The sequence below is a fragment of the Ktedonobacter sp. SOSP1-52 genome (assembly GCF_016587395.1).
This window is the reverse complement of sequence record NZ_BNJH01000001.1, coordinates 1,410,361-1,435,343: the sequence shown is the minus strand read 5'-3', so window position 1 is coordinate 1,435,343 and position 24,983 is coordinate 1,410,361. Positions and strand designations below refer to the sequence as shown.

Genomic DNA, 24,983 nt, shown 5'->3' with positions numbered 1-24,983 from the left:
ATCAGCAGCGTCGTCCTCCCACGAACCCTAAACGGCCTCTGCGGCCACGAGATGCACTAACTCTGCATCCTTGGCATCGAGGGCTAAGACTTTGCAGGCCTGGGGAGGGAAGACAAGACGCACCTGGCTGCCTGGTGTATAGCTCGCAGCCTGGCGCGTGGGAATATCAACCAGGAGCGTTGTGGTTTCATCGATGCTTACATGCAGGCGCGTAAACGGCCCTAGAAAGGTACGAAGGTCAATTCTTCCCGCCAGAACGTTCAGGCCATCATGAGTGTCCTCATCAACCTGTATAGCAATATCTTCGGGGCGAACCATGATCAATACGCTCTCGCCATCGTGGAATTGAGAGAGGGAAGAGACCTTCAAGGTCCGTGTGCCAACCTGGCATAGACCCTTGGCCGCCGACTCGATGATCCCGTTGAACTGGTTACTGTTGCCGACAAAGGTTGCCGCAAAGGCTGTCTGTGGTTGATTATAGATGTTTTCGGGAGCATCCAATTGCTCAATTTTGCCTTTTGCCATCACCGCAATGCGGTCGGAGAGCGAGAGGGCCTCTTCCTGATCATGGGTGACATAAATAGCCGTTATCTTCAGCTCTTGCTGGATACGACGAATCTCGTTACGCAGCGAGATTCTGACCTTGGCGTCAAGCGCCGAGAGCGGCTCATCAAGCAACAAGACTTTCGGCTCGACAGCCAGGGCACGCGCGAGTGCGATACGTTGTTGCTGCCCACCCGAGAGTTGATGAGGGTAGCGCTGCCCCATCTCGGCCAGTCCAACGAGTTCAAGTAATTCGGCTGCGCGTTTCTGGATAGCATGCTTAGGCTGGCGTTTAATAGTCATACCAAAACCGATATTATCCTGAGCGCTCATATGCGGGAAGAGAGCATAGGATTGAAAGACCATTCCCATCAGGCGTTTATTGGCCGGGCGGTTGGTGATATCTTCGCCATCAAGCAAGATGCTACCAGTTGTAGGCATTTCAAAGCCCGCGATCATACGCAGGAGCGTGGTTTTACCACAACCACTCGGCCCAAGCAGGGTCAAGAACTCACCCTGCTTAATCGACAGGTCGATGTTATCGACAGCAGCGGTATGTCCAAAATGCTTGGATATATCTAGTAGTTCGAGAAAAGCCATATCTTATTCCTTATCTGCAAATCCATAAATCCAAAAGACACAATCCTCGTTTATCTCCCCCCGCCAATTTCAACGGTCTGTCCTTTGCCTTGAGCCCTGCTGCGCACCAGTACAAGGATGCCGAGAACACAGAGCAGCGTGATGAGAAAGCTCATAATGGTGAGTAAGGCAGCCTGGTGAGCGTTACCCTGTCCAATCTGATTCAGATACACAGGGAAGGTATAGATGCCCGAGAGCACGGCGATAGTGAACTCACCCATAGCGGTCGAAAAGGTCAGCAGGGCTGCGCTAATAACACCCGGCCAGATATTTGGCAAGATGATAGTGAGAAAAGTGCGCCACCAGCCACATCCCAGGTTTGAGGCCGCTTCAGAGAGCACCCGTGTATTGAGCGCGCGCAGACTGTTATCGATAGGACGATAGATAAAGGGGAGAGCAATCACCACGTAAGCGAAGATCAATAGCTGTGGCGTATTGACGATAGTAAATGGCTCATTACTCAGCAAGGGAACCAGCCCAAGTGAAAGCACATCAATCCAGGTATGGGAATCGCCAAAAACTTCCAGGTAGCCCAGCGAAAGAACGATTGGAGGCACCGCAAAAGGCAGGAGGGAGAGAAACTCCAGCAGGGGACGAGCCTGGGGTAGGCGGAGTTGCATCCAGTAAACAGTAGGCGTAATCAATACAACCGCGATAAGCGTCGATGCAATGGCTAATCCCAACGAAAGGAGCAGCGTTTTCGCAAAGTCGCCATCACTGAACACCTGCGTCAGGACACCGAGGTTAAAACGGGAACCATCGTTAAGGCCAAAAACCAGGGTCGCCCCAAGCGGAATAATAAGGTAGAGCATCACTAGAAACAGGATAATTTTATCCAATGCCAGGGAGAAACGTTTCGCCTGTTGCTGTTTCATATCACTTCCCCTACCTTCCCTGCCAGGTGCTGGCGCGACGCAACATAAACACATAGAGAGAGACAGAGATCACAAGGACAAGAATCATCCCTACGGCCAGGGCATTTCCCAGGCCTACATCGACACTCACATTGCCTGCAACCGCGAAACTAATCAGGATCGTAACCAGGTTAATATTGCCTTGCGCCAGTGCATAAGCCGTGGCAAAGGCACCAAAGGCGTTAGCGAAGAGCAGCATCAGTGCCGCGATAAGCGATGGGAGGAGGATTGGGAATGCCACCTTACGCCAATAGGTAAAAGTCGATGCACCCAGATTAGTCGCCGCCTCGTGCCACACATTCCGTAAAGCGCTTAACGCGGGAACAGTGATCAGCAACATGAGCGGCAATTCAAAATAGACGTAGGTGAGAGCCAGGCCCCAGAAGTTATACAGATTGAAGCCTAGATCATAGAGATTGACATGGAACCACGTCTTAAAAAGCACCGTCACAAAGCCCGTAACCCCCAACGTCGAAACAAAGGCAAAGGCCAGGGGAACGCCTGAGAAGTTAGCGGCCAGGCTGGAGAAGCCTATAAGCAGATTGCGCAACCAGCTGGTACGCATGGTATAGACACCATAAGCCGCAATAAAGCCGATAACAACGCTAATTAGCGCGGAGACCAGCGAGAGCGAGATGCTTGTCTGGAAGGCACGTAGAGTGCTAGGTTGCGTGAGAATTCGCTGATAATTGTCCAGCGTAGCGACTCCCTGATCATCCGTAAAACTGCTCTGGAGAATGACAAGGGTCGGTAGAATTTCAAACAGTAGGCAAAACACAAGGAACGGAGCCAGGCCTAACCAGCTTACCATCGAATATCCCCAACGTATGCCTGAGCGGCGCTTGACAGAGCGGCTAAGCGTGGCCTGAGTTGTATCTGTGCCTCGAATAACAGGAACGTCCATCACACCACCTTCTACAAGAAGGTGTGAGGGGGCAAGCATACATCCTGCGCCCTCACACGAGTATGAATGCTTCTCAATCGAAGAGAAGTACGAAAAGCAATTACTGCCCAAGCACCTGGGACTGCCAGTTATTGGAGAGCGCGGTCGCGGCAGCATCAAGCTTGCTGAGGTCTGTCACGAACTTCACATTAGCATACTGCTCGGCTGGTGGAAGTTTGTCCGCCAGTTCAGTTGGAACCTTGCCAGCCTTAACCAGGGCCTGGTAGCGAGCAGGGTGCGCATAGCCCTTCAGGTAGTTCAACTGGCCCTCGTCTGAGAAGATATACTCCATCCACAAGCGTGCTGCGTAGGGATCTGGGGCCGTTTTGTTGATAATGGAGACATAGGGACCGGCAATAGAGCCATCCGAGGGGATAATAACCTTTAGATTGGGCTTACCCTTGAGTTGATCGCGGAAGCCTAAGCCCAGGTAGTCCCACATGATCGCGATAGCGACCTCGCCCTTTGTGACATTAGCCAGGCTCGAACGAGCAACGGTAAAATTACCTTTTTTCTTGAGCTGAGCGAAGAAATCAATGCCTGGCTGAATGCTATCAAGGCTACCGCTCGTCGCCAACGCGGCGCTGTAGACAGAGATGAAGGCATCGTTGGCTTCACGTGGATCGCCATCGATACCAACCATATTCTTGTAATCGCCATTGAGCAGATCCTTGAAAGAGGTCGGCTCATTTTTTACCAGGTCTGTATTAATGATGAAGGCCTGGGCGCCCCAATACTCGGTACACCAGTTGCCCTTAGGATCCTTCAACTCAGCGGGGATATCATCCCATTTGGAATGTTTATATGGAGTCACCAGTCCCTGCTGAACAGCCTGTGGACCGAATTTAAAGCCGACATCGCCGATATCGCCATGGGCGTGAAGCTTGGATTTTTTAAAGACCTCCAGCTCCTGGGCGGATGAGAACTCAGCCTCGGCCTGGTACTGCACCTTTACATACTTCGAGGTATAGGTATCCAGGATGTCTTTATAGTTGGCCCATTCGGGTGGAATACCAATCGCTTCAAGCTTCCCCTCTTTTTTCGCCTTCTCAAGAAGCGTCTCGATAGCGATTGGCCCGGCAAGGTCAACGGAGGAAGCAGTGGTGGTGGTGGCGCTACCACAAGCAGCTAAAAAGGCGGAGAGAGAGGCGGCGGAGAGGCCTAATGCACCCGCCTGTTTGAAAAATAAACGGCGAGCATAACGCTCGTTCATATCTACCATAATGCATAGCTCCTGGTCTGAAAAATTGTAATGCATACTTAAGCAGCCAGGCGTTCAGTCAGGCGTCCAAGACATTCTGACTTTTGCGCAGTTGCGGGTAAGGTATACAAGACAGCAAACAGAGAGTTATCTGGTAGATACAGATTGGCAGGGCAGAGAAACTCGATATCATCGAAGGCAGAGAAAAGATCTTCTTTGATACCTAAAAGACAGTGTAGTGTTGAGCTTTCAAGAATACAATAGCTATTTGTCTACATTTTTCCTACAACATACATACATTTTATCCATAATAAATTCCTTAATATATTGTTCACAATAAAATTACCAGATATACATCTTTCTTAAAAAGTACTTAACACTAAGCATGTACATTCTAACTACAGAGAAAAAAGAGATACAGATATGACAGAGGCAAGCAGATATATATATGTTTGGTTCGTTACACGGGCCAAGAAGGGTAAAAGAGTGTGGAAAGTGGCGCCAGGCGTCGCTTTCTACACTCCTTATCCTATCTTTGTAGGGTCCATGCTGACATGGACTTAAGGGCGCGAGGGGCGGTCGCCCGAGGCGGGTTGCAGAAGATAGCGACCAGCCAGGTTCTTCAAAAGTGGATCGAGCAGCGTGCCAGTGGGGGCAAGGCGCAGCGGGACGCGTCTCGCCTCCGACTCACTGACGATATTCACCAGGCGCAACACCTCGCCACGGATGCGCTGTAACTCTTGCTCTGACTGGCTGGAGCGTTGTAAGCGTGAGAGCAGCGTATTCAGCGAGACGGCAACCGTCCAGAGCACATTCTCCTGGGCAAGCGGTGCACGCATGGCAAAATTGCCGTTTGCCGCCTCCACCAGTGCCCGCTGAATCTGCTGAATGCCAACCTCCAGGTCACGCTTCTGCTCGGCTAGCGCGAGCTGCAAACGCTCAACCTCCTCGATACGGTCAACGCGCTTAAAGGCTCGCAGGGCGCCGCGCACCCATAAGTAGGTCACGACCGCAACGACAATCTGCAAAGCGATGGGGCGCACAAGCAAGGTATATGACATCGTAAGCCAGAAATGTTCGAGATCGGGTGCATGCGCTTGCAGGAGGATATCTCCCCAAATACAGCCAATATTGAGGGCCGCCACAAAAAAGACGCTGCTCGGCGGGAGCAGCGAGACGGCCACCAGTTCTGAGAAGACGAGCAGATCAAACGTAAGAAAGCCATTCATGTCCAACATGCCACTTGGCGAGGTAATCAAGTTGAGCATAATAGCCGCATTCACTGTAATGACGCTTAGTATTCCTACCAGGGTCACATGTCCCTGGCGATTGAGGAAGAGAACCAGTAAGCAAATCCCAATAGCGATCAGAATAATGGGAAATAACAGGGGATTTTTAGCGAGGAGTGCGAGTCGGATAAAGGAGACAAGGACAACCAGCATAAGGAGAAGGATAAGGCTGGCGAGACGAGATCGGCGAAGCTTATCCTGCACGGCAAAAGAGGTTTTGGCCTCTGGGTCAGAGGGAGTGGCAACCTGGTACCACCAGTTTAATGGTTTCATAGAGCCGGTCGGCTGGGCCGGTTGAGAAGAAACAGTTTTCCATACATCGTTGTTCTTGTCTTCAAAAGGAGACAAATTTTTGCTATCCATGCGAGCGAAGCTCCTACGCCACAAGGCTATGTCTATGCCTATTAATTTATAGAAAAAGCGTTTTTTCTATACCCCACCTATTTTGCTATATATTTGTATATAAAACAAGGGAGCGTAGTACTATTTGAGGGGTAGAATTTAAGGTGTGTTGAACAAAAAGAGGCGCAGAAGGATTCCCTTTCTGCGCCTCTTTTTGTTCAACACACTATTAAGAAACTGAAAACAGCTATTTATCGCGATGCAGCTTAAAAAAGAAGGGCTGCTCCATGCCTTTGAAGTCCATGATGCCCAGGAGTGTGTCTTGATCAATAAGACGGAAGGTGTCGCAGATCGGCAGATTGTCATAGAGCATGGAGGCACTGACTTTGCCGCGATACTCCACCATGCGTACTCGCGCTTTCGCCTGGCGGGTCTGCAAGAGGAAGCGCGCCATAATTACCAACCGGCGCATTAGTTTGTTGCGTGGAATAGGCAATTTGAGCACGAGAGAAAGGGGCAGGCGCTTGGGATCGATGGCGAAGATCTGGTTATGGTTATCAGAAAATAAGAGAGGGTGAACATGGTCGCGATCAATAAACTCTTTGCCGTACCAGCCAAAGGCCTCCAGCATCCCATCCATCGGGTGATGGGTGGAGACCTCGCTGCCACGCCACCTACCCAGCATGGTCTCGATCTCGACACCTGGCAGGGCATCGCATAGTTCAAGCGCCTCTTGCAGGCTCATACGATTCTGGTAGGCGCGCTCGCGCAGCTCGTCTGCTTCTGTCATCGGATACTCCATCCCGCTACTTGCGTACGCGGCTACTGGTTTATGTAGTGGTTGAATTCATGGCGTGAGTCTTCGGTGAAGGCCAGGTTAGAGATTTGTTGGGTTATGACCTCTCGCGAGATATTATATCGCCGAGCATAGAGCTGGTCGATGGAACCAAAGATGGCCTCCTCGTAGGGTAGCTGAAGGTAGGTGCAGGCATCTCGTACGGCCTGTTCAGATGGTCCCTCGACCTCGACGAATGGCTCTAAGAACGGCCAGGTATCAAGAGTGATTTGTACGCCATCCAGGTCCCACAGCTCACGCTTGCTCTCCTGGTAGGCGCGTCTGCGACATCCCAACTTACTCAGTAACACCGAGGTTTGCTCAAAATCGTTGACTTCGATTTCGAGCTCTTGCTGTAGTTCGATGGCCTGGCCTGTGATCGCTTTCAGCGTCAGGGTAATCCGATCGCCCTCGTGCCGCAGACGCAACCATGCGCCAGGAATATCCTGTCCCTCTGGCAGGTCAAACACGTAACGCTTCTGGAGAAATTCTTCGCGCTCCAGCCGGGCTTGACATTGTTTGAGGCGCTGGCGTATCTCCTCCAGATCAATATCAGGAAATGTGGCCTCATATTCAGTACGCATGGCTCTCGCTTTCTTGTTAAAAAATAGCGGAGGTGAGAGAGCAACTTGTGATATACAAGCAACTTCCTCATGATACAATAGGAGACACAAAAGTTGAAAGGCATCGATATGACATCGACATCTACCAGACCGCGGGCTGCTGCCGCGGTTCTCCGTAATCAAAACCAGGAAATTCTGCTAGTAAAGCATCGGTGGCGTGACGGAAGCTCTTCATGGATCTTACCAGGGGGTGGACTCTTGCCTGAAGAGAAGCCTGAAGAGGCTGCGTTACGTGAGTTGGAAGAGGAAACAGGCCTGAAAGGAAAGATACTTCACTTCCTCTTCACGCTCCCCTACGATTTAGGCATGTCGGAGGTCTTTCTCGTTGAAATTGATGCTCAGGCAGAAGTTACGTTGGGATATGATCCAGAAGATGCAGAGGCGGAGCACAAAATGCTAGAGGATGTGGCATGGTTCCCAGTTGAGGCCGTCTCTGATAGCCCTGAGGTACAACGAGTGCTTACCTGTCTGCATGAAGGTCAAATGTAATCTCCTTCAAATATGCCAGCTTTCCCAAATAAGACAGAAGGTGTTATCTATTTTTACTCTTTTCTCGCTATTTAAACAAGCACCTTCCGCCACCATCAAGGCGAGAGATAACGTATGTGATGCACTTGCGTGGCATGCTTTCCACGCTCAGGCATCTCTCTTGAGGGGAAGGGTCACCGTAAAGGTCGAGCCTTTCCCGACGTTGCTGTCCACCGTGATGGTTCCCCCATGGCCCTTGACGATCTCCGAGACAATGTACAACCCCATTCCCAGGCCGTGGATCGCCTTCTGCTTCGGATCAGTGACCCGATAGAAGCGGTCAAAAATCTTGTCGCGTTGTTCTCGCGGGATACCCAGGCCATGATCGCGGACCCGAATGGTCGCTGACTCAGGGGAGGTGGAGAGATCTATCTCGACGGTCTGGGCATCGGGAGAATACTTGATGGCATTGCTAATCAGGTTGGTGAAGACTTGTTCCAGCCGGTCTCGATCCCCAAGCAGGTTGGTCTGCACCACGCCACGCATCAGGATGCGATGACTGGGATGGGTTTGCTGCATGGTATCGACAATTTCTCGCAGCAACGCGTCGAGATCCACCGTTTCCTGGACATACTCCAGTCTGCCTGCCTGGATCTTGGAGACATCCAGCAACTCTTCTACGAGCCTAGTGAGTGTGTTGATCTGGGTCTGCATGCTGGAAAGAGCCGGAGCAGAAGCCAAGGTGCCTTGCCTGGCCAGTTGCCTGTGCAGCAAGATGGTCTGTAGTTTCAAAGTGGCCAGGGGATTCCTCAGTTCATGGCTGGCCATGCTGATAAAGTCATCCTTGCGTTGCTCGAGTTCCTTGCGCGCGGTGTTATCCAGCACAAAGCCGATCGCTTGGCTTGGATGATGCTGTAAGATCACCCCACCCACAAGCACCGGAAGGCGACTACCATCTTTACACACGTACTCTTTCTCATAGGGCGTTATCGACTGCTGCGCGGCAAGCTCCTGATGGGCCTCTAAGGTCCGAGCTAGATAGTCTGGAGGGGTCATGTGCAACCAGTTCATGCGCCCTTCCCGTAGGTCTTCCTGGGTATAGCCGGTCATGCGCAGAAAGGTGTCATTAGCGGCCACAATCCGATCGCCTTCGTCGACAAAGATCCCGATAATGTTGGAGTTCATCAGGACGCTCGCGCGCTCCTGACTCTGGCGTAGGGCTTCCTCCGTCAGTTTCTGCTCCTCGATGTCGGTAGCAGTCCCAAACCATTTCAGGATCGTCCCCTGATCATCCCTGTGTGCCACTCCTCTGACAAGAAACCAGCGATACTCCCCGGTCGTGCCATGGCGCAGGCGCTGTTCTGCTTCATAGGGCCTGCTGGTCTGGACGGCACGCTGCCACCCCGCCAGGACGCGCTGTTGGTCATCGGGGTGGATGGCCTGGAGCCAGCCATCCCCTTGAGATTGTTCAGAAGTCATATTGGTATAGTCACACCAGCGTTGGTTAGTGTATTCACACGAGCCATCGGGGCGCATCATCCAGACGATTTGGGGGATGGCATCGGCCAGAACACGGATTTCGTCTTCGGCCTGCTTTTTGTCATGTATATCAGTGCAGGTTCCAACATATTTGAGGATCGTGCCCTGGGCATCGGTGTAGGGTGTGGCTTGCATCAGGAACCAGCGATACTCCCCAGTCGTGCCATGGCGCAGGCGCTGTTCCGCTTCATAGGGCCTGCCGGTCTGGACGGCACGCTGCCATGTCTCCAGGACGCGTTGCCGGTCCTCAGGATACATACACTGCATCCATCCATCCCCCTCGGCCTCCTCGGTGCTCAGGCCGGTATAGTCGCGCCAGCGTTGATTATAAAAATCGACAGAGCCGTCTGGTCGCCCAGTCCAGACCAACTGGGGAATGGCATCGATGAGGGCGCGGATTTCTCCTTCGGCTCGCTTGCGCGCGGTGATATCGCTCCCGACATAGACGAGGTACTCGACATGGTGATCCACGTCCCTATGGGGCGTGATCGTTGCCTCAAGGTGAAGGTCCATCCCTTCCCTGGGGTGAACCATCGTCTCGAAGCACACCGTTTCTCCCCTGCTGGCGCGTGTGATGGCTGCGCGTAATTGGTCTTGACTCGCGGGATAAAAGGTCCACCAGAGGGTGTCAGCAAACGGCTGGCCAATCACCTCCTCGCGTCGGATCTGCGCATCTGCTAACGGAGCCTCATTGATGTCCAACAAGATCCCCTCGGGCGTGAGAAATCCGACTCCGACATACATGTTCTCCAGGACATCAGAGGCGAGGTGTTCGTCTGGGGAAGACGTCTCTTGGCGTCGTGTTGGTGCTCTTTTCTCGTGGAAATGCAACACCAGCCCCCCAGCGGTCGGAACGAGTTGCACATGCAACCAGTTCTGGGTGACGGGAGAAATATACTCCACTTCGGTTGGTTCCTGGGTCTGTCTGGCCTTGCGCACTGCTTGATAGAGCGTGGTGTTCACCAGGTGGGGAGCGCCACGCCAGAAGCTGTTCCCGACAAGTGCCTCTGGTGTGGCGCCTGGCATGGCCTGCGCACTCGCATTGGCATACACGATTTTCTCGGTGCCATCGATGACAAATAAGGCACCAGGAAGCGCCTCAAGAATGTGGAGGAGCGTCTCACACGACCCAGGAGTGGCACGCTCGGTCTGCTTGGAATTCGACATATAGTGGTCCCCTATCCCTTTTGCACGCCCCAATCCCTAGTAGTGAAGATGTGTCCCTGCTCTCACCTCAAAAAACCCAGTGAAATTATGCGATAGATGCGAAAAACAAGCAAGCAGTACTGTACTGCAATACTGCTCCAGTCTTCCCGGTGAAATTGCTCGTCCGTCTGGGGATTGCCAAGCCAGCAGAGGCGAAAGTGATCGTTGCCCGCCAGGCTCAAACAATGCATGCGTACCCATGCATGTTCAATCGTCCACCAATCTCGCAAGGTGTACGCTCATGTTTACATATTTAGAAAAAGGAGGGCAACCCTCAGATAAGCTCATCGTTCACCAAAATTTGGTCAGAGGCAATTTCTCCCTCTTTTATGCAAATAAGACAGAAGGTGTCATTTTGGCGGGCTATACTGCTTATTACGACCTCGTAACGGATTAGTCTGAAAGGAGTTGGTTTATGCGGTATGGTCTTTCGCTCCCAAATGGTGGCGTATGCGGGGATGCACGGGTGCTGGCAGAGTTGGGATGTCTGGCGGAAGAGTCAGGCTGGGATGGAGTGTTCGTCGAGGATTATATTGTGCATCAGAGCGATGGAGCGGTGCCAACTTGTGATCCCTGGATCGCGCTGGCAGCGATGGCCATCGGCACGAAACATATGCGCCTGGGAACGTCAGTGACGCCATTAAGCAGGAGGCGGCCATGGAAGGTGGCACGCGAGGCGCTGGCACTGGATCAACTGTCAAATGGACGCTTTATTCTGGGTGTGGGATCAGGTGACGCGGGGGAGGCCGGTTTTACTCGGGTCAATGAGGTGAGCGATGCTAAAGAGCGCGCGAAGATGCTGGACGAGGCGCTGGATGTCATAGTGGGGTTGTGGAGCGGCGAGCCCTTCAGTTATGAGGGGCAGTATTACCAGGTACGGGAAATGACCTTCCTGCCAACTTCGGTGCAGAAACCACGCATCCCTATCCTGGTCGGAGGAGGCTGGCCACTAAAGGGGCCATCGCTTCGGGCGGCACGCTATGAGGGATGCTGCCTCTACAAACAACATGAGCCGGGAGATGACAGTGACTGGACGCCAGATGAGGTGCATACACTCAAGGAGTTTATCGAGAGCCATCGCAGCGAAGAGCAGAGAGGCAAGCCCTACGAGATCAAACTTGGAGGACTCAGTCGTTCAGCAGACTGGGAGCATGATCGCACCCTGATGAAGTCGCTGGCTGAGGCGGGAGTCACCTGGTGGGTAGAGTACATACCCGCTGGCGACCTGGAGACGATGCGCGAGGGCGTATTACGTGGGCCACTGCGGGTTGAGTAGAGTTGTGTGTGGCCCGCTACTGGCGTACGCGGCTACTCTGTCAGACAGAGTAGCCGCGTACGCCAGTAGCGGGCTCAACCCTAGAACTTTACCGGCAGGGCCGCGATGGCGCGCAGGGAACCAGCATCCTTGTAGGCGACTTGCTCTGGCGACACTGCCAGGCGTAGATTGGGCAGGCGACGGAGCAGGGTGCCGAGGGCGACCTGGCCCTCCAGGCGGGCGAGGGGCGCACCCAGGCAGAAGTGAATGCCTTTGCTAAAGGCCAGGTGCTGGTTCTCCTGGCGCAGGATATTCAAGGCTTCGGGGTCCGCGAATTCCTGGGGATCGGTATTGGCCCCTAGCAGGGCACAGCGCACCATCTCGCCTCGGCGGATTACCTGGTCATGCAACACGATGTCTTCCAAGGCCCAGCGCGGAGCGGTAAGGCTTACGGGAGTGGTATAGCGTAAAAGCTCCTCAATGGCCGAGGGAAGCAAGCCAGGATCGCTTCGCAGAAGCTCTAGCTGGTCCGTATGCTCTAAGAGGGCCAGCGTACCGTTGCCAAGCAGGTTCACCGTTGTCTCGTGTCCAGCTGTAAGCAGCAGAAAGATCATGGAGATAAGCTCATTCTCGCTCAGCTTATCGCCCTGCTCTTCGACGCGCACCAGGTCGCTTGTCAAACTGTTGTCTGGATGTTTTCGCTTTGTAGCTATCAGTGTTTTGACATAGTTGATAAATTCTGCCTCGGCTGCCCGGCCTGCGGCCTGTTTCTCGGACGAAAGCGCGGCACCCTGGCTCTGCACGATGGTCTGGGTCCAGGTACGAAATTGCTGGCGGTCTTCCGATGGGACGCCCAGCATTTCCGAGATAACGATAATGGGCAGCGGAAAGGCAAAGTTGGCGACCAGATCCATCTCTCCCTGCTCCTGAACGGCATCGAGCAGGTCATCCGCGATCTGCTGAATACGTGGGCGCAACTGCTCGATCATGCGCGGGGTAAAGGCTTTGGAGACCAGAGTGCGCAGGCGGCTATGGTCTGGAAGATCCGTGTTGAGCAGGTGCCGCATGCCAGCGAGAGGCACATAGCGCTCAGCGCTTCCTCCACCGGGACTCTGCTCATGCCCTGGGGGTAGAAGCTTCTGCATGTCTATGGTCAGGCGCGGATCTTTCAAAAGCACGATGATGTCCTCATAGGTAGTCGCCAGCCACATATCCTGCCCCATCCAATTCCAGCGGGCGAGGGGTCCCTGCTCGCGCAGGCGCGCATAGGCTGGATAGGGATTATGTTTTTGCGCGAAAACGTCCTGTAATGTGATTTCTGTCATCTTGATTCCATTCCTTTCTCGGGCCGCGACTCTGTGGGATCAGCCATCATACCGGCGATCACAAAAGCCACAATATACTCGCGAGCGCGTTCCAGGCCCGCGCGAGATGAGAGATCCTCTCCTGGTAATAACGTCTTATATAAAGGTAGGGAGGAGAGATAGGTCAGGCATAACTGCGTGATCGTCGACAATTGGATCGCGGGCAGGTAGTCTGACCTGAGCAGTCCTGCGCTACGCGCCTTATGAAAGAGGCGCTCAAACTGGTCAAGATCTTCATGAGGGAATTGTGAGGCAATCTGGGTATAAATCTGCCAGCCCTCAGCCATCTCCCAGGTCATGATACGCACAAAGCGTGGATGCTCAAGCAGGTAATCGAAAAGAGCATAGAGCATGGATGTAAGGAAAGATTTGAACTGCTGAGCCTGGAGGATGAGGGGTTCTTCCGCCAGCAGGGGCGCGAAGATGCGAGCCAGGAGGGTATTCGATTCCTGGTCGGCCCGCTTAAGCACCTCGGTATAGAGACCAAGCTTATCGCCAAAGTAGCGAAAGATCAGCTTCTTATCATAGCCCGAGGCATGGGCAATTACGTCGACGCGCGCACCATCAAAGCCATGTTCCGCGAAGACGCTCTCCGCCGCCGCCAGAATAGCCTCGCGGCTGGCCTCTCCCCGTCTCTTTCCAGCTTCAGTCATACCAGATCTCTCCTCGCAAAATGTCACCAATTAGTGACGTCACTAACTAGTGACAATAGTACACGGAAATGCAGGGAGATGTCAAGAGGAAAAGAAGGTAGCGACAGGAACGCGCTCTACACACTTGTATGTAACCCAGCTTGCCTGTATGATTGGAAACATATTTAGCAAATCTTTTGCGGCATACATATCTTGAGGTGTTCATGGATTCAACAGAATGTGCAAAGTTAGATAGAAGAATAATAGTAAGCGGCAAAATCTCTTCACTTTAGCCCTTGGTTTTTCGCTTATGATAATAGGTATGATCCTTCTTGGCATTCAGACCTTACTCAATTACAACTACTCTATGTCTTTTCTAATTACACTTACCGTGGCATGTATTGGCATGAACCTGACACTTGTAGCTTATATGAAGGATAAAGGAGTTTGATAAAGTCATGGTATCAACGGGGGCTGCGCCCACAGGCGATTAATCGCCTGTGGACGCGCTAAAGCGGGTCCCTACCAATCTGGGGAGCCATCTCGAGGAAGGGGGTTATACGGTTTCGACCTGGGGAGCCATTTTGTGGAAGGGGCCGTATAGTTTTCTTGTAGATTGGAGGTATAGACTGGTATATGCCAGAAGCAGCACGTTATACGTTCAATATGGCGAGTATTATCATGCATCCTGGAGAGAAGCGGGTTCTCTTGCGGGCTGTGCAGGGTGGCTGGATGCTGCCCCAGGTGGAGTGGCAGGCAGGCGAGTATAGTTCGTGGAAAGAGGTGGCTCGCTTTAATCGTGAGATGCAGGGCTTGCTTGCTGTGGCTTTGTCGACGGTGCGCTGCCTGGGCGAGGACTTTGAGCACGCGACGATGCGCTTCAGCCGGGTCTATGTTATGGAGCTACACTCGTCCCATGATAATCTTCCAGCTGATGCGTGCTGGATGGATGTTGAAGCCTTGAAAGAGATTATGATCACGCCGCCGGAGCATCTTGTATGGCTGGAAGAATGGTTGGTGAAGCGGGACGAAGAGGAGCGCACTCCCTGGTATCATCCTGGCTGGTTGTCGAGGGCTGAGGCCTGGATTGAGCAAGCATTGGTGAAGCTGGAGGTCCAGCCCATAGTCTCAATAGAACAGATAGGCGTGGCGGAGCGCGGCTGCCTGCTGCGAGTGCAGACCACAGGAAACACTTTTTATTTTAAGGCCCTGCCTGCGTTCTTCCGACATGAGCTTACGCTGCTACAACACCTGGCACAATACCGGGTAGGGTGTGTGCCAGCGCTTGTCGCCGTGGATGAGCGTGAACGCTGGCTCTTGATGCATGACTTCGGTAGTAAGAGCCTGGACCTAGCGGATTGGCAGGAGGCGCTGCGCCGCTATGCCATATTACAGATTGATCACAGCGCACAAGTGGAGCAACTGGAGGAGCTGGGGTGCCCACGCCTCCCACTGGCGTCCCTGCCAGAGCAGCTTGGGCGCTTGCTCACAAGTGAGCAGTCGTTGTTATTTGACACTCCTACGGCCCTCTCGCTGGAGCAGGTACGGCGACTGCATGACGCACTGCCGCTTATACGCTCGCTCTGCCAGGAATTGGCTGGCTATGCGCTCCCAGAGACCCTTGAGCATGGCGACCTGCACGCGCAGAATATCGTTCTGAGCGAGGGCGACTACCTGTATTACGATTGGACTGATAGTTGTATCGCCCACCCCTTCTTTAGCCTGTACCCTTTCCTGCTCGACATTGAGGCCCGCTGGCCCGAGGCCCGGACTCGCCTGCGCGAAGCTTACCTTCAGCCCTGGGAGCGCTATGCTACGCGTGAGCAACTGGTAGAAGCCTTCGAGCTGGCGCAACGACTGGCGCCCCTGCACCTGGCTATACTCTACGCCACGCTTGTCATCCCACAGATGAAGGCCAGGTGGGAGATGCAGCACGGCGTCCCCCTTAACCTCAAAGTGCTGCTAGACCGCCTGCGTGAGGATGTTACTCAACAGTGAGCGCAAGCTTGCCACGCACATGTCCGCCTTCGCTCAGGGTATGGGCCTGGCCCGCGTCTTTGAGTAGGAAGGTAGCATCGAGATGTGTTCTGAACTGACCTGCATCCGCCAGCTCGGCCATCTGGGTTAGCTGCTTCCCCGAGGTATGCACAAAGGCCAGCACAAAGGTCACGCCATACTGGGGAGCCAGCTCCTCGCCAACAGCTTTGACGCCTTTGTGGCCTGGGAGAGACACTACAATCCCACCCCGTTTGACCACCTTGAACGAGCCTCTGAGAACATCTTCGCCAATCGTATCCAGCACAACATCGACGTCTTTTACGGTCTCTGTAAGGGATTCCCGCGTATAATCGATGGCGACATCGGCACCCAGCGAGCGCACAAAATCCACGTTGCGCGTGGACGTGGTCGTAATAACCCGCGCGCCCTTCCATTTCGCGAGCTGGATAGCATAATGGCCAACACCACCAGCTCCACCAGTGATAAGAATAGTCTGTCCGGCTTGCAAGTGGGCTACCTCGAACAGCGATTGCCAGGCCGTCAACGCAGCCAGGGGAATACCAGCGGCCTCCGCGTGGCTCAAGCTACGTGGCTTAAGCGCGAGATCCGCCACTGGCGAGGTAATATACTCGCTATAAGCCTTCGCTTCATGAGGAAAGCGCGGCATCCCATAGACCTTGTCGCCAACTGCGAACTGTGTCACGCCCTCGCCCAGCCCGACGACCTCGCCGGAGATGTCCCACCCTACGACATACGGCAAAACCGACGTGCCTGTGCTCAAGATTAAGCCATGCGCGCGTGAGACATAATCCACTGGATTGATGCCAGCGGCTCGTACCCGCACCAGGACTTCACCCTTTTGCGACTCTGGCCGCTCAATATCTTCGTATGTCAAGACATTAACGTCGCCTGGTGTATATATCTGAACAGTTTTCATGGTAGCCATCGTATTATCATTCTCCTTGTTTTTTTCATGACTACTCAAGTTAGGCTACACAAAGGAAGTGGTGAGAGGCGATTGCAGCCTCCCTCCCTTCTTTGTAACCTTACCGTGTTTGATGGGCATAGTATATCCTTGAAGGATGAGATAATCTATGCCATACTGTCCACAATATATGTCTGAACGTCCAAATTTTGGAGACTATCATGGATATCCTGACAAATGTGCTCAACACACTAGAGTTGAAAGGCTGGCTTGGTTCACGTACCGAGGTTTCCCCTCCCTGGCGTTTTGATTTTCTGGCCAGTCAAGACAGCATATTTCACATTTTCAATTTTGGCGGTGGCTATCTACATATTGAGGGAGATGCCACACCTCTGCGAGTCGAAGATGGAGATGTTGTGGTCTTCCCCCATGGACAGGCCCACACTATCTGCGATGAACCAACTTCGCCCCTAACCCAGGCAGCGGTCCACCTGGACTATGATGCACATGGTGAGTACGAAATTTATCCCTTTGAGGGTGAAGGAACACAGACAGTTCTACTCTGTGGGGCGTTCCATTTTGAGAATCCGAGCAACTACCCCTTGCTGCAAAATCTCCCTAAAGTCATCCATATCCCTGGAGAACAGGGGCGCATGGTGCAGGGATTTGCCAATATTGTGAGTTTGCTGGCCTATGAATCGACCTTGCAGCAAGCTGGCACAGAGGTCATGTTGCGGCGCTTGACCGAGATGCTCTTTATCCAGGTTATCCGAGTCTGGATCGCGCAACAAGCGACGGGCACTGAAGGATGGTTAGCAGCTCTACGCGACCAACCTATCAGCACCGCCCTGGGCCTGATCCACAAATCACCCGAACGCGGCTGGAAGGTTGAGGAGTTGGCTGAGGCGGTCGCCCTCTCTCGCTCCGCGTTCTCCTCGCGCTTTACGCAACTTGTGGGAGAGCCGCCCATGAAATACCTCACACATTGGCGTATGCACATGGCAACTCACCTGCTTAAACAGGGAGTAGAGGTAGAGAAAATCGCGCAGAGACTGGGCTATGAGTCGGAAGTAGCCTTTCGCAAAGCCTTTAAGCGCGAAGTAGGCATTCCTCCAGCCCGGTATCGCAAGCTTGCTTAGCCCGCTACTGGCGTACGCGGCTACTCTGGCGGGTCCGCTACTCGCGTACACAGCTACTGGCACATATGTTCCACAGAAAGAGGGATCTTTTGTCTATAGGAAAAATACACCTACAAGACATGACACAAGCACAAGAGCTGCTGGAGATGCAGCGAGCGGCCTACCTGATTGAAGCGGAACTGATCGGCTCGTTCGCCATTCCAGCCTTGCAGGAGGACCTGGAGACGCTTCAAAACAGTGACGAGATCTTCTATGGCTACTGGATAGATGACAGATTGGCGGGCGCAATCTCGTATAAGAAAGAGGGGGGCCTCCTGGATATTTACCGCCTGGTGGTTCATCCCAGTTATTTCCGGCGTGGCATCGGCAAGGCGCTTGTAAGCTTTGTGGAGGGGGTTGAGGAAGGGAGAGAGAGGATTATCGTTTCAACGGGAGCCAGGAACTTACCTGCTAAAAGGCTATACGAAGGTCTGGGCTTTAGCGAGATAGGGGAGAGAGAGGTCATACCGGGACTCTGGATTACATTATTTGAGAAGGTTGAGCGTTGTTAGTCCATGCGAGCATGGACCCTACAACACAATCGCAGAGATCTCTTACAAGAGGTGTTCGTCAATGGCTTCGGAGAAGCGTTCGAGGGCGATGAGGGATGACTCGGAGCGGCGCGAGGCGACGGCGACGTAGAGGGCGTCGATCACGCTGAGATGGGCAATGCGGCTGGTAAGGGCCTCGGTACGGAAGGCGGTCTCGCGCGAGGCGGTGATCAGGGCGATATCGGCGTACTCACTGAGCGGCGTGTGTACATGGCTGCTCAGGAGAATGCAGAACGCGCCAGCGGCGCGGGCTGAGCGGAGCGCGTTCAGTGTCTCGCGCGTGCGACCAGAGTGTGAGATGGCGAAGGCGACGGAGCCTGGGGGCAGATTCGCGGCCGAGACCGCCTGCATCACGGCGTCATGGGTTACGGTCACGGTTAGGCCGATACGCAGGAAGCGATAATAGGCGTCCAAGGCGACAGGCAGGGAGGGACCAATGCCATAGAACTCAATGCGCGTGGCTCCTGCCAGGGCTTCGACCGCGCGCTCTAAGAGCTGTTCATCAAGCACGGCCAGGGTGTCGGCGATAGCCTGGATATCCGATTGGAGCACTTTACGCGCCACCACGCCCACACTGTCATCCGGTAAAATGTCTTCGTGAATCTGATGGAGCGGGGTCATACTCTCCGCCGCCAGGGCGAGTTTGAGGTCGCGTAATCCCTGGTAACCGAGCGAGCGGCAACAACGTACGATGGTTGCCTCGCTGACCTGAATGCGCTGTGCCAGGGCCTGGACCGAGAGATGAATCGCCTCCTCGGGGTGCTGTTCAAAGAACTGTGCTACGCGTCCCTCGGCCTCGGTCAAGGTCTGCGAGGCGGCACGTAAACGCGCCTGGACGCCTTCTGAAATGAGGGGGCGCTCCTGTGATTGCGACATGAGTATGACCTTCCTTTTGTTTGCGTGACTTCTCGCGCCTGCGGCGCTCGCCGGGTTAGTGGGTGTGGTGCGTGCTGGTGGTCGCCGACCACCAGCACGCACCACACCCACTACCTGTTACAACGGGACTTCACAACTGTTATAGCGGGACCTCAAAAATCCGCGTAGTGAGGATGCCATCTTGAACCGTCACCAGGCGATAGTGCAACGGTTGAAGACAAAAGAGCGGCTCATTCTGGAACACGGGCTGGGGCGCCGTTGAACGCAGGCCAAAGACGGGGATGCCATGCGCAATTTTCTCATATGTTGTATGCACATGGCCGCTGAGCACACCCAGGATCTGCGCCTGGTATTTGGTCGCGATATTCCAGAACACTTCACTCTTCTCTTCATCCTGAAAGAAGGTGTCGAGCCAGCACATGCCAATGGGAACCATGTGATGATGTGTCACAATCACAGATGGCAGGCCGGTCTGCAATGAACGTTCGAGAAAGGCCAGGGTCTCAGGATAAACCACAGCATCATCGCCCGCGCCAAAATCCAGGCAGATAAATTGCACGCCTTTGTGCTGGAAGCTAACATTCATCAGAGGCATGGAAGGCGTATCGGCAAAGAGATAGCGGAAAAACAGCTCGCGGTCATCGTGATTGCCAGGCAGAAAATACATAGGGAAGGCCTGCAAGCCCTCTAGTGTGACTAACGCTGGTCCCGGCGCAGCGGAGACAGCCTGCAACTGAAACATCTGGCAGAAATTGCTATAAGATACCTCCGACGCATCATTGACCAAGTCGCCGGTCGTGATCAAGAAATCGATACGCTCGCCGACATTTTCCGCGATATGGCGCAGCACCTTGCGTACAGCATGTGCGGTCGAGTACCCCTTCATCAATTGAGACTCGGTCTCCCCCAGGTGGTGGTCGGTAATCTGCACAAAAGAGAAAGCCATGCCTTTTTTCTCCTTACCTCATTAACGAATGAAATTTTATTTCTTTTAGTGTATAGAGAAATAAAGTTTCTGTCAAGGGGGGTTAAGCTTTCCCGCCTGCGGCGCTCAACGATAATATGTGTATGATGCGGATTGCCCGGCAGTGCCGGGCAATCCGCATCATACACATATTATCGTTTATTTTCCTTGACAGAAATGAAACTTTATTTTATCTTTATTTTAGGAAACAATATTTCTTTTCAGAGCAGGAGGCTAGGTGACGTTATGAGTCCTTTTGTGTTTCTGCTAGTGCTTGTGGCAGCGTTTTTGCATGCGAGCTGGAATTTTCTGGCGAAGAGGGCGGGGAATAGCAAGGGTTTTGTCTGGTTATTTAATGTGCTGTCGAGCATTATCTATGTGCCAGTGTTATCGTATGTGCTCTTCGCCGGGCATACGTCGTTCAGTTGGGTCCAGGTGGGTTTTGCGCTAGGGAGCTCCTGCCTGCACCTGGCCTACTTTCTCTTCTTGCAGCGAGGGTATGAGACTGGGGACCTCTCGCTCTCCTATCCTCTGGCGCGCGGCACGGGTCCGCTGCTCTCAACGCTCTTCGCCATCGCGATTTTTAACGAGAGGCCAGCGGTGGGCGCGCTAGTGGGCATCGCGCTGCTTATCGTGGGGATCGTCTTCCTGGTTGGGAATCCCCTGCGCATCTTTGCTGAGGGGAAGCGCCGCGCTATCCTGTATGCCCTCCTCACAGGTGTGTTTATCGCTATCTATACGCTGTGGGATAAAGAGGCCGTGAGTACGCTGCATACCTCGCCGCTACTGATGATGGAGTTTCCAAGCATTGTGATGGCTGTTTTGCTGCTGCCAGCTTCGCTAAAGCATTGGGGGCAGGTCAAGGAAACCTGGAGATCGCAGCGCCTGGGGGTACTGGGGGTTGCTATTCTCTCTCCCCTGGCCTACCTGATCATTCTATTTGTTCTGATCTCGAATCCAGTCAGCCAGGTCGCGCCACTACGCGAGAGCAGTGTTTTGATCGGCACCCTGATGGGGACACGTCTCCTGGCGGAGAAGCAGGGCGCGCGGCGCATAGTCTCGGCCGCGCTTATCCTGGCGGGGATTACGCTTCTCGCGATCAGCTAATAATGACTGGCAACGGTGCGGAGAGGTAGGCATATCACATGGTGAGAAGAGCCCATGCAAGCATGGGCTCTTCAATTTGCCAGAAATCCCTCGGGGAAGCCAATAGTTGTTTTAACGGCAGAGGAGCTCTGGTTGAGTTTGACCTCGTGAGATAGAATGGGAGAGTGCAAAACGCGCACACCGTCGTCTTTAACGCAAGGAGAATGGATTTTATGGCGAGCAACTTCACCTCATCCGAAACCGGCCTCCCCTCATACGACGAACCCATTCGCATTGTTCCTGTACATTCGCCCTCTCTAGAAACAGCTGCTCCTACGGCGCAGCTTGTCTATAACAATGGTCCCCTGCTTACCACTGTGGAGGTCTACACCGTCTTCTGGGGCTCGCAGTGGCAGCAGGCACCCGAGAGCGACCTCGCGCAGAAGCTGAACTCCTTCTTTGACTATATCCTGACCAGTCCTCTGCTGGACCAGATGGCGGAGTATAGCACCGTCGAGCAGAAGATTGGGCGCGGGAGTCGCTCTGGCACGACGACCCTTACCACTTCAGAGCCCGGCTCTAATGTCACAGACGACCAGATCCAGCAATTTATAACCGATGCGATTGCTAACTCTACGCTACCACAACCCACGGCCAATACGCTCTACTTTGTATACCTGCCGAGTGGGACAACGGTCACGATGAGTGGTGATAGCTCCTGCTCTTCGTTCTGCGGCTATCACAATGCCATCAACAACAAGGTCTATTATGCCGTCATGCCCTACCCCGACTGCGCAGGCTGCACCAATAATCTCAGTGCGTTCGATTCGCTCACATCGACCAGTTCGCATGAACTGTGCGAGGCGATCACGGACCCGCTCCCCGGGCAGGGCTGGTACGATCAGGCCAATGGCGAGATTGGCGACATCTGCGCCTGGCAGACCCGTCAGGAGGGGAACTATACCATCCAGAAGGAATGGTCGAATAGCGCCAATTCTTGCGTCTAGAATGGCACGACGCTACTAAAGTACGCGTCTACATATAAAGGTACGGGCGCGTCGTACCTTTATATGTAGACGCGTACTTATGCTCTTTAAGAAAATAGTCTGGGAATACGAAACGACCTATTTTGCAATATCATAGGCGCCCGCTTTAGCGCGCGCAAGGCGATTTATCGCAGTGGCACCGGGTTGCAAGGACGTACATGGCCTGCTGACGCATCCTCTGGAACATCGTTCCGGTAGAGGGAGATACTCGTTTTCCTGTATTCCTGCGATAAATCGCCTTGCGCGCGCTAAAGCGGGCGCCTATGGTGGATGATGATGTTTCGCCTGCTATTCCCACCTTATTTTTTCAAAGAGCATTAGTAGCGTCATCCGTTGCTTTAAAAGCGAGGGCCGTGCTTTTATAAATTTATCCCCTTTTGTGATATCTAGTTATAAAAATGCGTATTAACCACATATATGCAATTACTCTTATATCATGCTAGCAAGCTTTAAAGCATTCTGTCTGAATTGCCCTTTCTAAGAAAGAGATGCCACATGCCACTATCCTCGCCGTTAGCCGCCACGTCACAGGATAGCCATACGGCTCTGAAACATAAACAATATCGTCACGCAAATACGTCTGGCAGCATGGGTGAACGCCTCCTACCCTATTTATTGGCGTCTATCGATGCCTGTATCGTCCTGGTAGTGTTAAAGGGCATGGCGAACTTTCCACCTTTTAGAGAAGTTGACCAGGTTGCTCCAGTCTGGTGGCTCTTTCTTATGGCCTGTGGCTTGCTCTGGCTGGCACAAACTATGCAGCGGCTGCTTGGTTTCTGGCTGGCGCGGCGTTCACAAAGCGGGGGCGTTACGTTAAAAAGACTGAGGCAGCTTACCACACGCTGGTACTCGGGGTCGCTTCTGGTGCTGCTCCTGGTCGTGATCTGGGTCCAGTGGTATACTCAGCAAGCCTTCCTGCTTGATCCGCGCTGGCTGGCCCTCGCGTTCGATGATATTACCAACAATCCCCTCTATATCGTCCAGGCGCTCTTCATTGCCATGCTTATAGGCTTTTTCGGCGTCCGGGGTCTCATCCTGTCGAGGAAGGAGATCGAGACACAAGACATCGTACAGGTATTCAAGAGTGGGATTGGCCTTCTCCTGGGCGTACTGCTGGTGCGTACGATTGGGGGAGTAAACACCACGGACAGCGCGCTCTTGCTGGTCATTCCGGGCTTCCTCTTTCTGGGTCTGCTAGCCCATACCCTGGCGAAGGCGGCAGAGAAGCGCAATGAGCATTATCACGCTCAAGGATTGTTGGGGAGTGTCCGGGCACAGGAGGGAAAGCTCTTACTCAACCTCCTCCTCTTTAGCCTCGTGCTACTCCTGGTGGCTCTGCTGATTACCTTTATACTCTCGCCCAACTGGCTGGCTCAGTTGACTGATCCCTTCTTCCACTGGTTAAAGTCTTTGCATACAGATCAGGTTCCTCCTCACGGAAACGTTGGTGGCAAGCATAAAGTAGCTAAACAACCTGGACCAGGACAGGCCGATCCAGAGTGGAGCATTTTGCTGCGCCTGGCAGCTGGCATTCTGGCAGTCGTACTAGTGCTCATCTTAAGCACAAGGTGGATGATAGCGCGGGCCGCGAGGAGGCGTCATACACAGCAAATCATTGTAGAGATATACGCCAGCGCGTGGTCCTGGGAACTTTTTAAAGAGCAACTCAAGGCCTTCTTCAAGAGCCTCTGGCAAGGCATCTTCAGGGGCCTGAGCACGCTGCATCTACGTATGCGTAAGCAGCAAGACATAGCCTGGAGTGAAGAGCTTACAGGCGAGCCTGCCACACGCACGGTACGCGAGATCTATCGTGCATTTCTCCGCCACGCCTTCAAGGCAGGTTATGCGCGCCGTATTGACGAGACTCCGGCCGAGTTTCGCCAGCGCCTGCTTGAATCCATGCCCGCTGGAGAAGGAGAACTAACCCAGCTAACCAATGTGTACACTATGACGCGCTACAGCGGCACCCAACCAGGCGAAGACGAAATAGCAGCCATGCGCCGGAGCTGGCAGGAGCTACGCCCCAAGGTAAGGTGAGGATTAATTGTGTGATACCGGGTTGCCTGTGGCAACCCGGTATCACACAATTAATTCCAAATATCAATATAGAGGCACTCTTCTTAATCGGTGTGAAAGACCTCACGCATGACGGACCACCACTCGCCCTCGGCCCGGTCGGCGAGCGGTTCTTGCATGGGATCGGTGTGCTGCCACCATTCCTGCGTCTTGGGATCGGCGGCCATGCGCGCCATATCGGCGGCGAAGTCGTCTCCAATATATTCAAAATAGGCAAAGAGCAGGGTGCCGTGGCGAAAAATAGTATAGTTACGGATATTGCAGGTCTCGATTGTGGCCAGAACCTCCGGCCAGACCTCCTCATGGATGCGCTCATAGGCCTCGATCTGCCCTGGTTTTACCCCGATAATCTGTCCATAGCGTTTCATGTTCTGAATCTCCCTCCTCGAAGATAAGAGTACGCGAGAAAAGAGTGTTTTGTCAATGAGAAGACGCCAGCCAGGTAACCTCAGATGTGCTATACTCAAAGGTACTTCATCAGAGGAGAGAA

The 24,983-nt window shown here is 53.5% G+C and carries 23 protein-coding genes; 8 read left to right on the top strand and 15 right to left on the bottom strand.

Annotated features, from left to right (window positions below; all coding sequences use genetic code 11):
• Positions 1-27 precede the first annotated feature (27 nt).
• From JMJ16_RS06540 to JMJ16_RS06510, 7 genes are all read right to left on the bottom strand, one after another.
• Positions 28-1,143, bottom strand: a complete 1,116-nt coding sequence (locus JMJ16_RS06540) for an ABC transporter ATP-binding protein (RefSeq protein ID WP_201379448.1) — start codon at positions 1,141-1,143, stop codon at positions 28-30.
• A 50-nt stretch (positions 1,144-1,193) separates the two neighbouring features.
• On the bottom strand, positions 1,194-2,057 hold the full coding sequence (locus tag JMJ16_RS06535; RefSeq protein WP_201379447.1) for an ABC transporter permease: 864 nt from the start codon (positions 2,055-2,057) through the stop codon (positions 1,194-1,196).
• A gap of 10 nt (positions 2,058-2,067) precedes the next feature.
• Positions 2,068-3,000, bottom strand: a complete 933-nt coding sequence (locus JMJ16_RS06530; protein WP_236601229.1) for an ABC transporter permease subunit — start codon at positions 2,998-3,000, stop codon at positions 2,068-2,070.
• Positions 3,001-3,100: 100 nt separating this feature from the next.
• Positions 3,101-4,261, bottom strand: a complete 1,161-nt coding sequence (locus JMJ16_RS06525; RefSeq protein WP_201379443.1) for an extracellular solute-binding protein — start codon at positions 4,259-4,261, stop codon at positions 3,101-3,103.
• A gap of 539 nt (positions 4,262-4,800) precedes the next feature.
• The gene (locus tag JMJ16_RS06520; RefSeq protein ID WP_201379441.1) at positions 4,801-5,892 is read right to left on the bottom strand and encodes a hypothetical protein; all 1,092 of its coding nucleotides are present in this window, start codon (positions 5,890-5,892) and stop codon (positions 4,801-4,803) included.
• A gap of 226 nt (positions 5,893-6,118) precedes the next feature.
• Positions 6,119-6,661, bottom strand: coding sequence for a DUF4334 domain-containing protein (locus tag JMJ16_RS06515; RefSeq protein ID WP_201379439.1), 543 nt, complete (start codon positions 6,659-6,661; stop codon positions 6,119-6,121).
• A gap of 32 nt (positions 6,662-6,693) precedes the next feature.
• Positions 6,694-7,290 carry a class IV adenylate cyclase gene (locus JMJ16_RS06510; RefSeq protein WP_201379438.1) on the bottom strand — a complete coding sequence of 199 codons (597 nt, stop codon included), beginning with the start codon at positions 7,288-7,290 and terminating at the stop codon, positions 6,694-6,696.
• 108 nt (positions 7,291-7,398) lie between these two features.
• Between JMJ16_RS06510 and JMJ16_RS06505 the strand changes: the two genes are divergently transcribed.
• Positions 7,399-7,818, top strand: coding sequence for an NUDIX hydrolase (locus JMJ16_RS06505; RefSeq protein WP_201379434.1), 420 nt, complete (start codon positions 7,399-7,401; stop codon positions 7,816-7,818).
• 147 nt (positions 7,819-7,965) lie between these two features.
• Here JMJ16_RS06505 and JMJ16_RS06500 read toward each other — a convergent pair whose 3' ends face one another.
• Positions 7,966-10,503, bottom strand: a complete 2,538-nt coding sequence (locus JMJ16_RS06500) for a PAS domain S-box protein (protein ID WP_201379432.1) — start codon at positions 10,501-10,503, stop codon at positions 7,966-7,968.
• A 62-nt stretch (positions 10,504-10,565) separates the two neighbouring features.
• Entirely contained in the window at positions 10,566-10,772 is a 207-nt protein-coding gene (locus JMJ16_RS06495) for a hypothetical protein (RefSeq protein WP_201379430.1), read from the bottom strand.
• 185 nt (positions 10,773-10,957) lie between these two features.
• Here JMJ16_RS06495 and JMJ16_RS06490 point away from each other — a divergent pair, with 185 nt between their 5' ends.
• Positions 10,958-11,818: an LLM class flavin-dependent oxidoreductase gene (locus JMJ16_RS06490; RefSeq protein ID WP_201379429.1), complete on the top strand. Its 861-nt coding sequence runs from the start codon at positions 10,958-10,960 to the stop codon at positions 11,816-11,818.
• Positions 11,819-11,898: 80 nt separating this feature from the next.
• Here the strand turns inward: JMJ16_RS06490 and JMJ16_RS06485 are convergent, their stop codons facing one another.
• Both JMJ16_RS06485 and JMJ16_RS06480 read right to left on the bottom strand, forming a co-directional pair.
• Positions 11,899-13,122, bottom strand: a complete 1,224-nt coding sequence (locus JMJ16_RS06485) for a cytochrome P450 (RefSeq protein WP_201379427.1) — start codon at positions 13,120-13,122, stop codon at positions 11,899-11,901.
• Entirely contained in the window at positions 13,119-13,814 is a 696-nt protein-coding gene (locus JMJ16_RS06480) for a TetR/AcrR family transcriptional regulator (protein ID WP_201379425.1), read from the bottom strand. The genes JMJ16_RS06485 and JMJ16_RS06480 overlap by 4 nt, the downstream gene beginning before the upstream one ends.
• Positions 13,815-14,429: 615 nt before the next feature.
• Here JMJ16_RS06480 and JMJ16_RS06475 point away from each other — a divergent pair.
• Positions 14,430-15,791, top strand: coding sequence for an aminoglycoside phosphotransferase family protein (locus tag JMJ16_RS06475; RefSeq protein ID WP_201379423.1), 1,362 nt, complete (start codon positions 14,430-14,432; stop codon positions 15,789-15,791).
• On the opposite strand, the gene JMJ16_RS06470 is transcribed toward JMJ16_RS06475, so the two are convergent.
• Positions 15,778-16,737: an NADP-dependent oxidoreductase gene (locus JMJ16_RS06470; protein ID WP_201379421.1), complete on the bottom strand. Its 960-nt coding sequence runs from the start codon at positions 16,735-16,737 to the stop codon at positions 15,778-15,780. The two genes, JMJ16_RS06475 and JMJ16_RS06470, sit on opposite strands and share 14 nt — an antisense overlap.
• Positions 16,738-16,937: 200 nt before the next feature.
• Here JMJ16_RS06470 and JMJ16_RS06465 point away from each other — a divergent pair, with 200 nt between their 5' ends.
• Entirely contained in the window at positions 16,938-17,855 is a 918-nt protein-coding gene (locus tag JMJ16_RS06465) for an AraC family transcriptional regulator (RefSeq protein WP_201379419.1), read from the top strand.
• Positions 17,856-17,974: 119 nt separating this feature from the next.
• Positions 17,975-18,406 carry an N-acetyltransferase gene (locus JMJ16_RS06460; RefSeq protein WP_201379417.1) on the top strand — a complete coding sequence of 144 codons (432 nt, stop codon included), beginning with the start codon at positions 17,975-17,977 and terminating at the stop codon, positions 18,404-18,406.
• A gap of 42 nt (positions 18,407-18,448) precedes the next feature.
• Here the strand turns inward: JMJ16_RS06460 and JMJ16_RS06455 are convergent, their stop codons facing one another.
• Together JMJ16_RS06455 and JMJ16_RS06450 are read right to left on the bottom strand one after the other, a co-directional pair.
• On the bottom strand, positions 18,449-19,321 hold the full coding sequence (locus tag JMJ16_RS06455) for a MurR/RpiR family transcriptional regulator (RefSeq protein WP_201379415.1): 873 nt from the start codon (positions 19,319-19,321) through the stop codon (positions 18,449-18,451).
• 139 nt (positions 19,322-19,460) lie between these two features.
• Positions 19,461-20,267, bottom strand: a complete 807-nt coding sequence (locus JMJ16_RS06450; RefSeq protein ID WP_201379413.1) for a metallophosphoesterase — start codon at positions 20,265-20,267, stop codon at positions 19,461-19,463.
• A gap of 264 nt (positions 20,268-20,531) precedes the next feature.
• Between JMJ16_RS06450 and JMJ16_RS06445 the strand changes: the two genes are divergently transcribed.
• From JMJ16_RS06445 to JMJ16_RS06435, 3 genes are all read left to right on the top strand, one after another.
• Entirely contained in the window at positions 20,532-21,392 is an 861-nt protein-coding gene (locus JMJ16_RS06445; RefSeq protein ID WP_201379411.1) for a DMT family transporter, read from the top strand.
• 212 nt (positions 21,393-21,604) lie between these two features.
• Positions 21,605-22,378, top strand: a complete 774-nt coding sequence (locus tag JMJ16_RS06440; protein ID WP_201379409.1) for a hypothetical protein — start codon at positions 21,605-21,607, stop codon at positions 22,376-22,378.
• A 534-nt stretch (positions 22,379-22,912) separates the two neighbouring features.
• The gene (locus JMJ16_RS06435; protein ID WP_201379407.1) at positions 22,913-24,454 is read left to right on the top strand and encodes a DUF4129 domain-containing protein; all 1,542 of its coding nucleotides are present in this window, start codon (positions 22,913-22,915) and stop codon (positions 24,452-24,454) included.
• Positions 24,455-24,537: 83 nt separating this feature from the next.
• Here the strand turns inward: JMJ16_RS06435 and JMJ16_RS06430 are convergent, their stop codons facing one another.
• Positions 24,538-24,861 carry an L-rhamnose mutarotase gene (locus JMJ16_RS06430; RefSeq protein WP_201379405.1) on the bottom strand — a complete coding sequence of 108 codons (324 nt, stop codon included), beginning with the start codon at positions 24,859-24,861 and terminating at the stop codon, positions 24,538-24,540.
• Positions 24,862-24,983 lie beyond the last annotated feature (122 nt).

Excerpts from the sequence above, each read along its gene's own strand:
- JMJ16_RS06540 (WP_201379448.1), bottom strand. The coding sequence starts at position 1,143 with ATGGCTTTTCTCGAACTACTAGATATATCCAAGCATTTTGGACATACC.
- JMJ16_RS06535 (WP_201379447.1), bottom strand. The coding sequence starts at position 2,057 with ATGAAACAGCAACAGGCGAAACGTTTCTCCCTGGCATTGGATAAAATT.
- JMJ16_RS06530 (WP_236601229.1), bottom strand. The coding sequence starts at position 3,000 with ATGGACGTTCCTGTTATTCGAGGCACAGATACAACTCAGGCCACGCTT.
- JMJ16_RS06525 (WP_201379443.1), bottom strand. The coding sequence starts at position 4,261 with ATGGTAGATATGAACGAGCGTTATGCTCGCCGTTTATTTTTCAAACAG.
- JMJ16_RS06520 (WP_201379441.1), bottom strand. The coding sequence starts at position 5,892 with ATGGATAGCAAAAATTTGTCTCCTTTTGAAGACAAGAACAACGATGTA.
- JMJ16_RS06515 (WP_201379439.1), bottom strand. The coding sequence starts at position 6,661 with ATGACAGAAGCAGACGAGCTGCGCGAGCGCGCCTACCAGAATCGTATG.
- JMJ16_RS06510 (WP_201379438.1), bottom strand. The coding sequence starts at position 7,290 with ATGCGTACTGAATATGAGGCCACATTTCCTGATATTGATCTGGAGGAG.
- JMJ16_RS06505 (WP_201379434.1), top strand. The coding sequence starts at position 7,399 with ATGACATCGACATCTACCAGACCGCGGGCTGCTGCCGCGGTTCTCCGT.
- JMJ16_RS06500 (WP_201379432.1), bottom strand. The coding sequence starts at position 10,503 with ATGTCGAATTCCAAGCAGACCGAGCGTGCCACTCCTGGGTCGTGTGAG.
- JMJ16_RS06490 (WP_201379429.1), top strand. The coding sequence starts at position 10,958 with ATGCGGTATGGTCTTTCGCTCCCAAATGGTGGCGTATGCGGGGATGCA.
- JMJ16_RS06485 (WP_201379427.1), bottom strand. The coding sequence starts at position 13,122 with ATGACAGAAATCACATTACAGGACGTTTTCGCGCAAAAACATAATCCC.
- JMJ16_RS06480 (WP_201379425.1), bottom strand. The coding sequence starts at position 13,814 with ATGACTGAAGCTGGAAAGAGACGGGGAGAGGCCAGCCGCGAGGCTATT.
- JMJ16_RS06475 (WP_201379423.1), top strand. The coding sequence starts at position 14,430 with ATGCCAGAAGCAGCACGTTATACGTTCAATATGGCGAGTATTATCATG.
- JMJ16_RS06470 (WP_201379421.1), bottom strand. The coding sequence starts at position 16,737 with ATGGCTACCATGAAAACTGTTCAGATATATACACCAGGCGACGTTAAT.
- JMJ16_RS06465 (WP_201379419.1), top strand. The coding sequence starts at position 16,938 with ATGGATATCCTGACAAATGTGCTCAACACACTAGAGTTGAAAGGCTGG.
- JMJ16_RS06460 (WP_201379417.1), top strand. The coding sequence starts at position 17,975 with ATGACACAAGCACAAGAGCTGCTGGAGATGCAGCGAGCGGCCTACCTG.
- JMJ16_RS06455 (WP_201379415.1), bottom strand. The coding sequence starts at position 19,321 with ATGTCGCAATCACAGGAGCGCCCCCTCATTTCAGAAGGCGTCCAGGCG.
- JMJ16_RS06450 (WP_201379413.1), bottom strand. The coding sequence starts at position 20,267 with ATGGCTTTCTCTTTTGTGCAGATTACCGACCACCACCTGGGGGAGACC.
- JMJ16_RS06445 (WP_201379411.1), top strand. The coding sequence starts at position 20,532 with ATGAGTCCTTTTGTGTTTCTGCTAGTGCTTGTGGCAGCGTTTTTGCAT.
- JMJ16_RS06440 (WP_201379409.1), top strand. The coding sequence starts at position 21,605 with ATGGCGAGCAACTTCACCTCATCCGAAACCGGCCTCCCCTCATACGAC.
- JMJ16_RS06435 (WP_201379407.1), top strand. The coding sequence starts at position 22,913 with ATGCCACTATCCTCGCCGTTAGCCGCCACGTCACAGGATAGCCATACG.
- JMJ16_RS06430 (WP_201379405.1), bottom strand. The coding sequence starts at position 24,861 with ATGAAACGCTATGGACAGATTATCGGGGTAAAACCAGGGCAGATCGAG.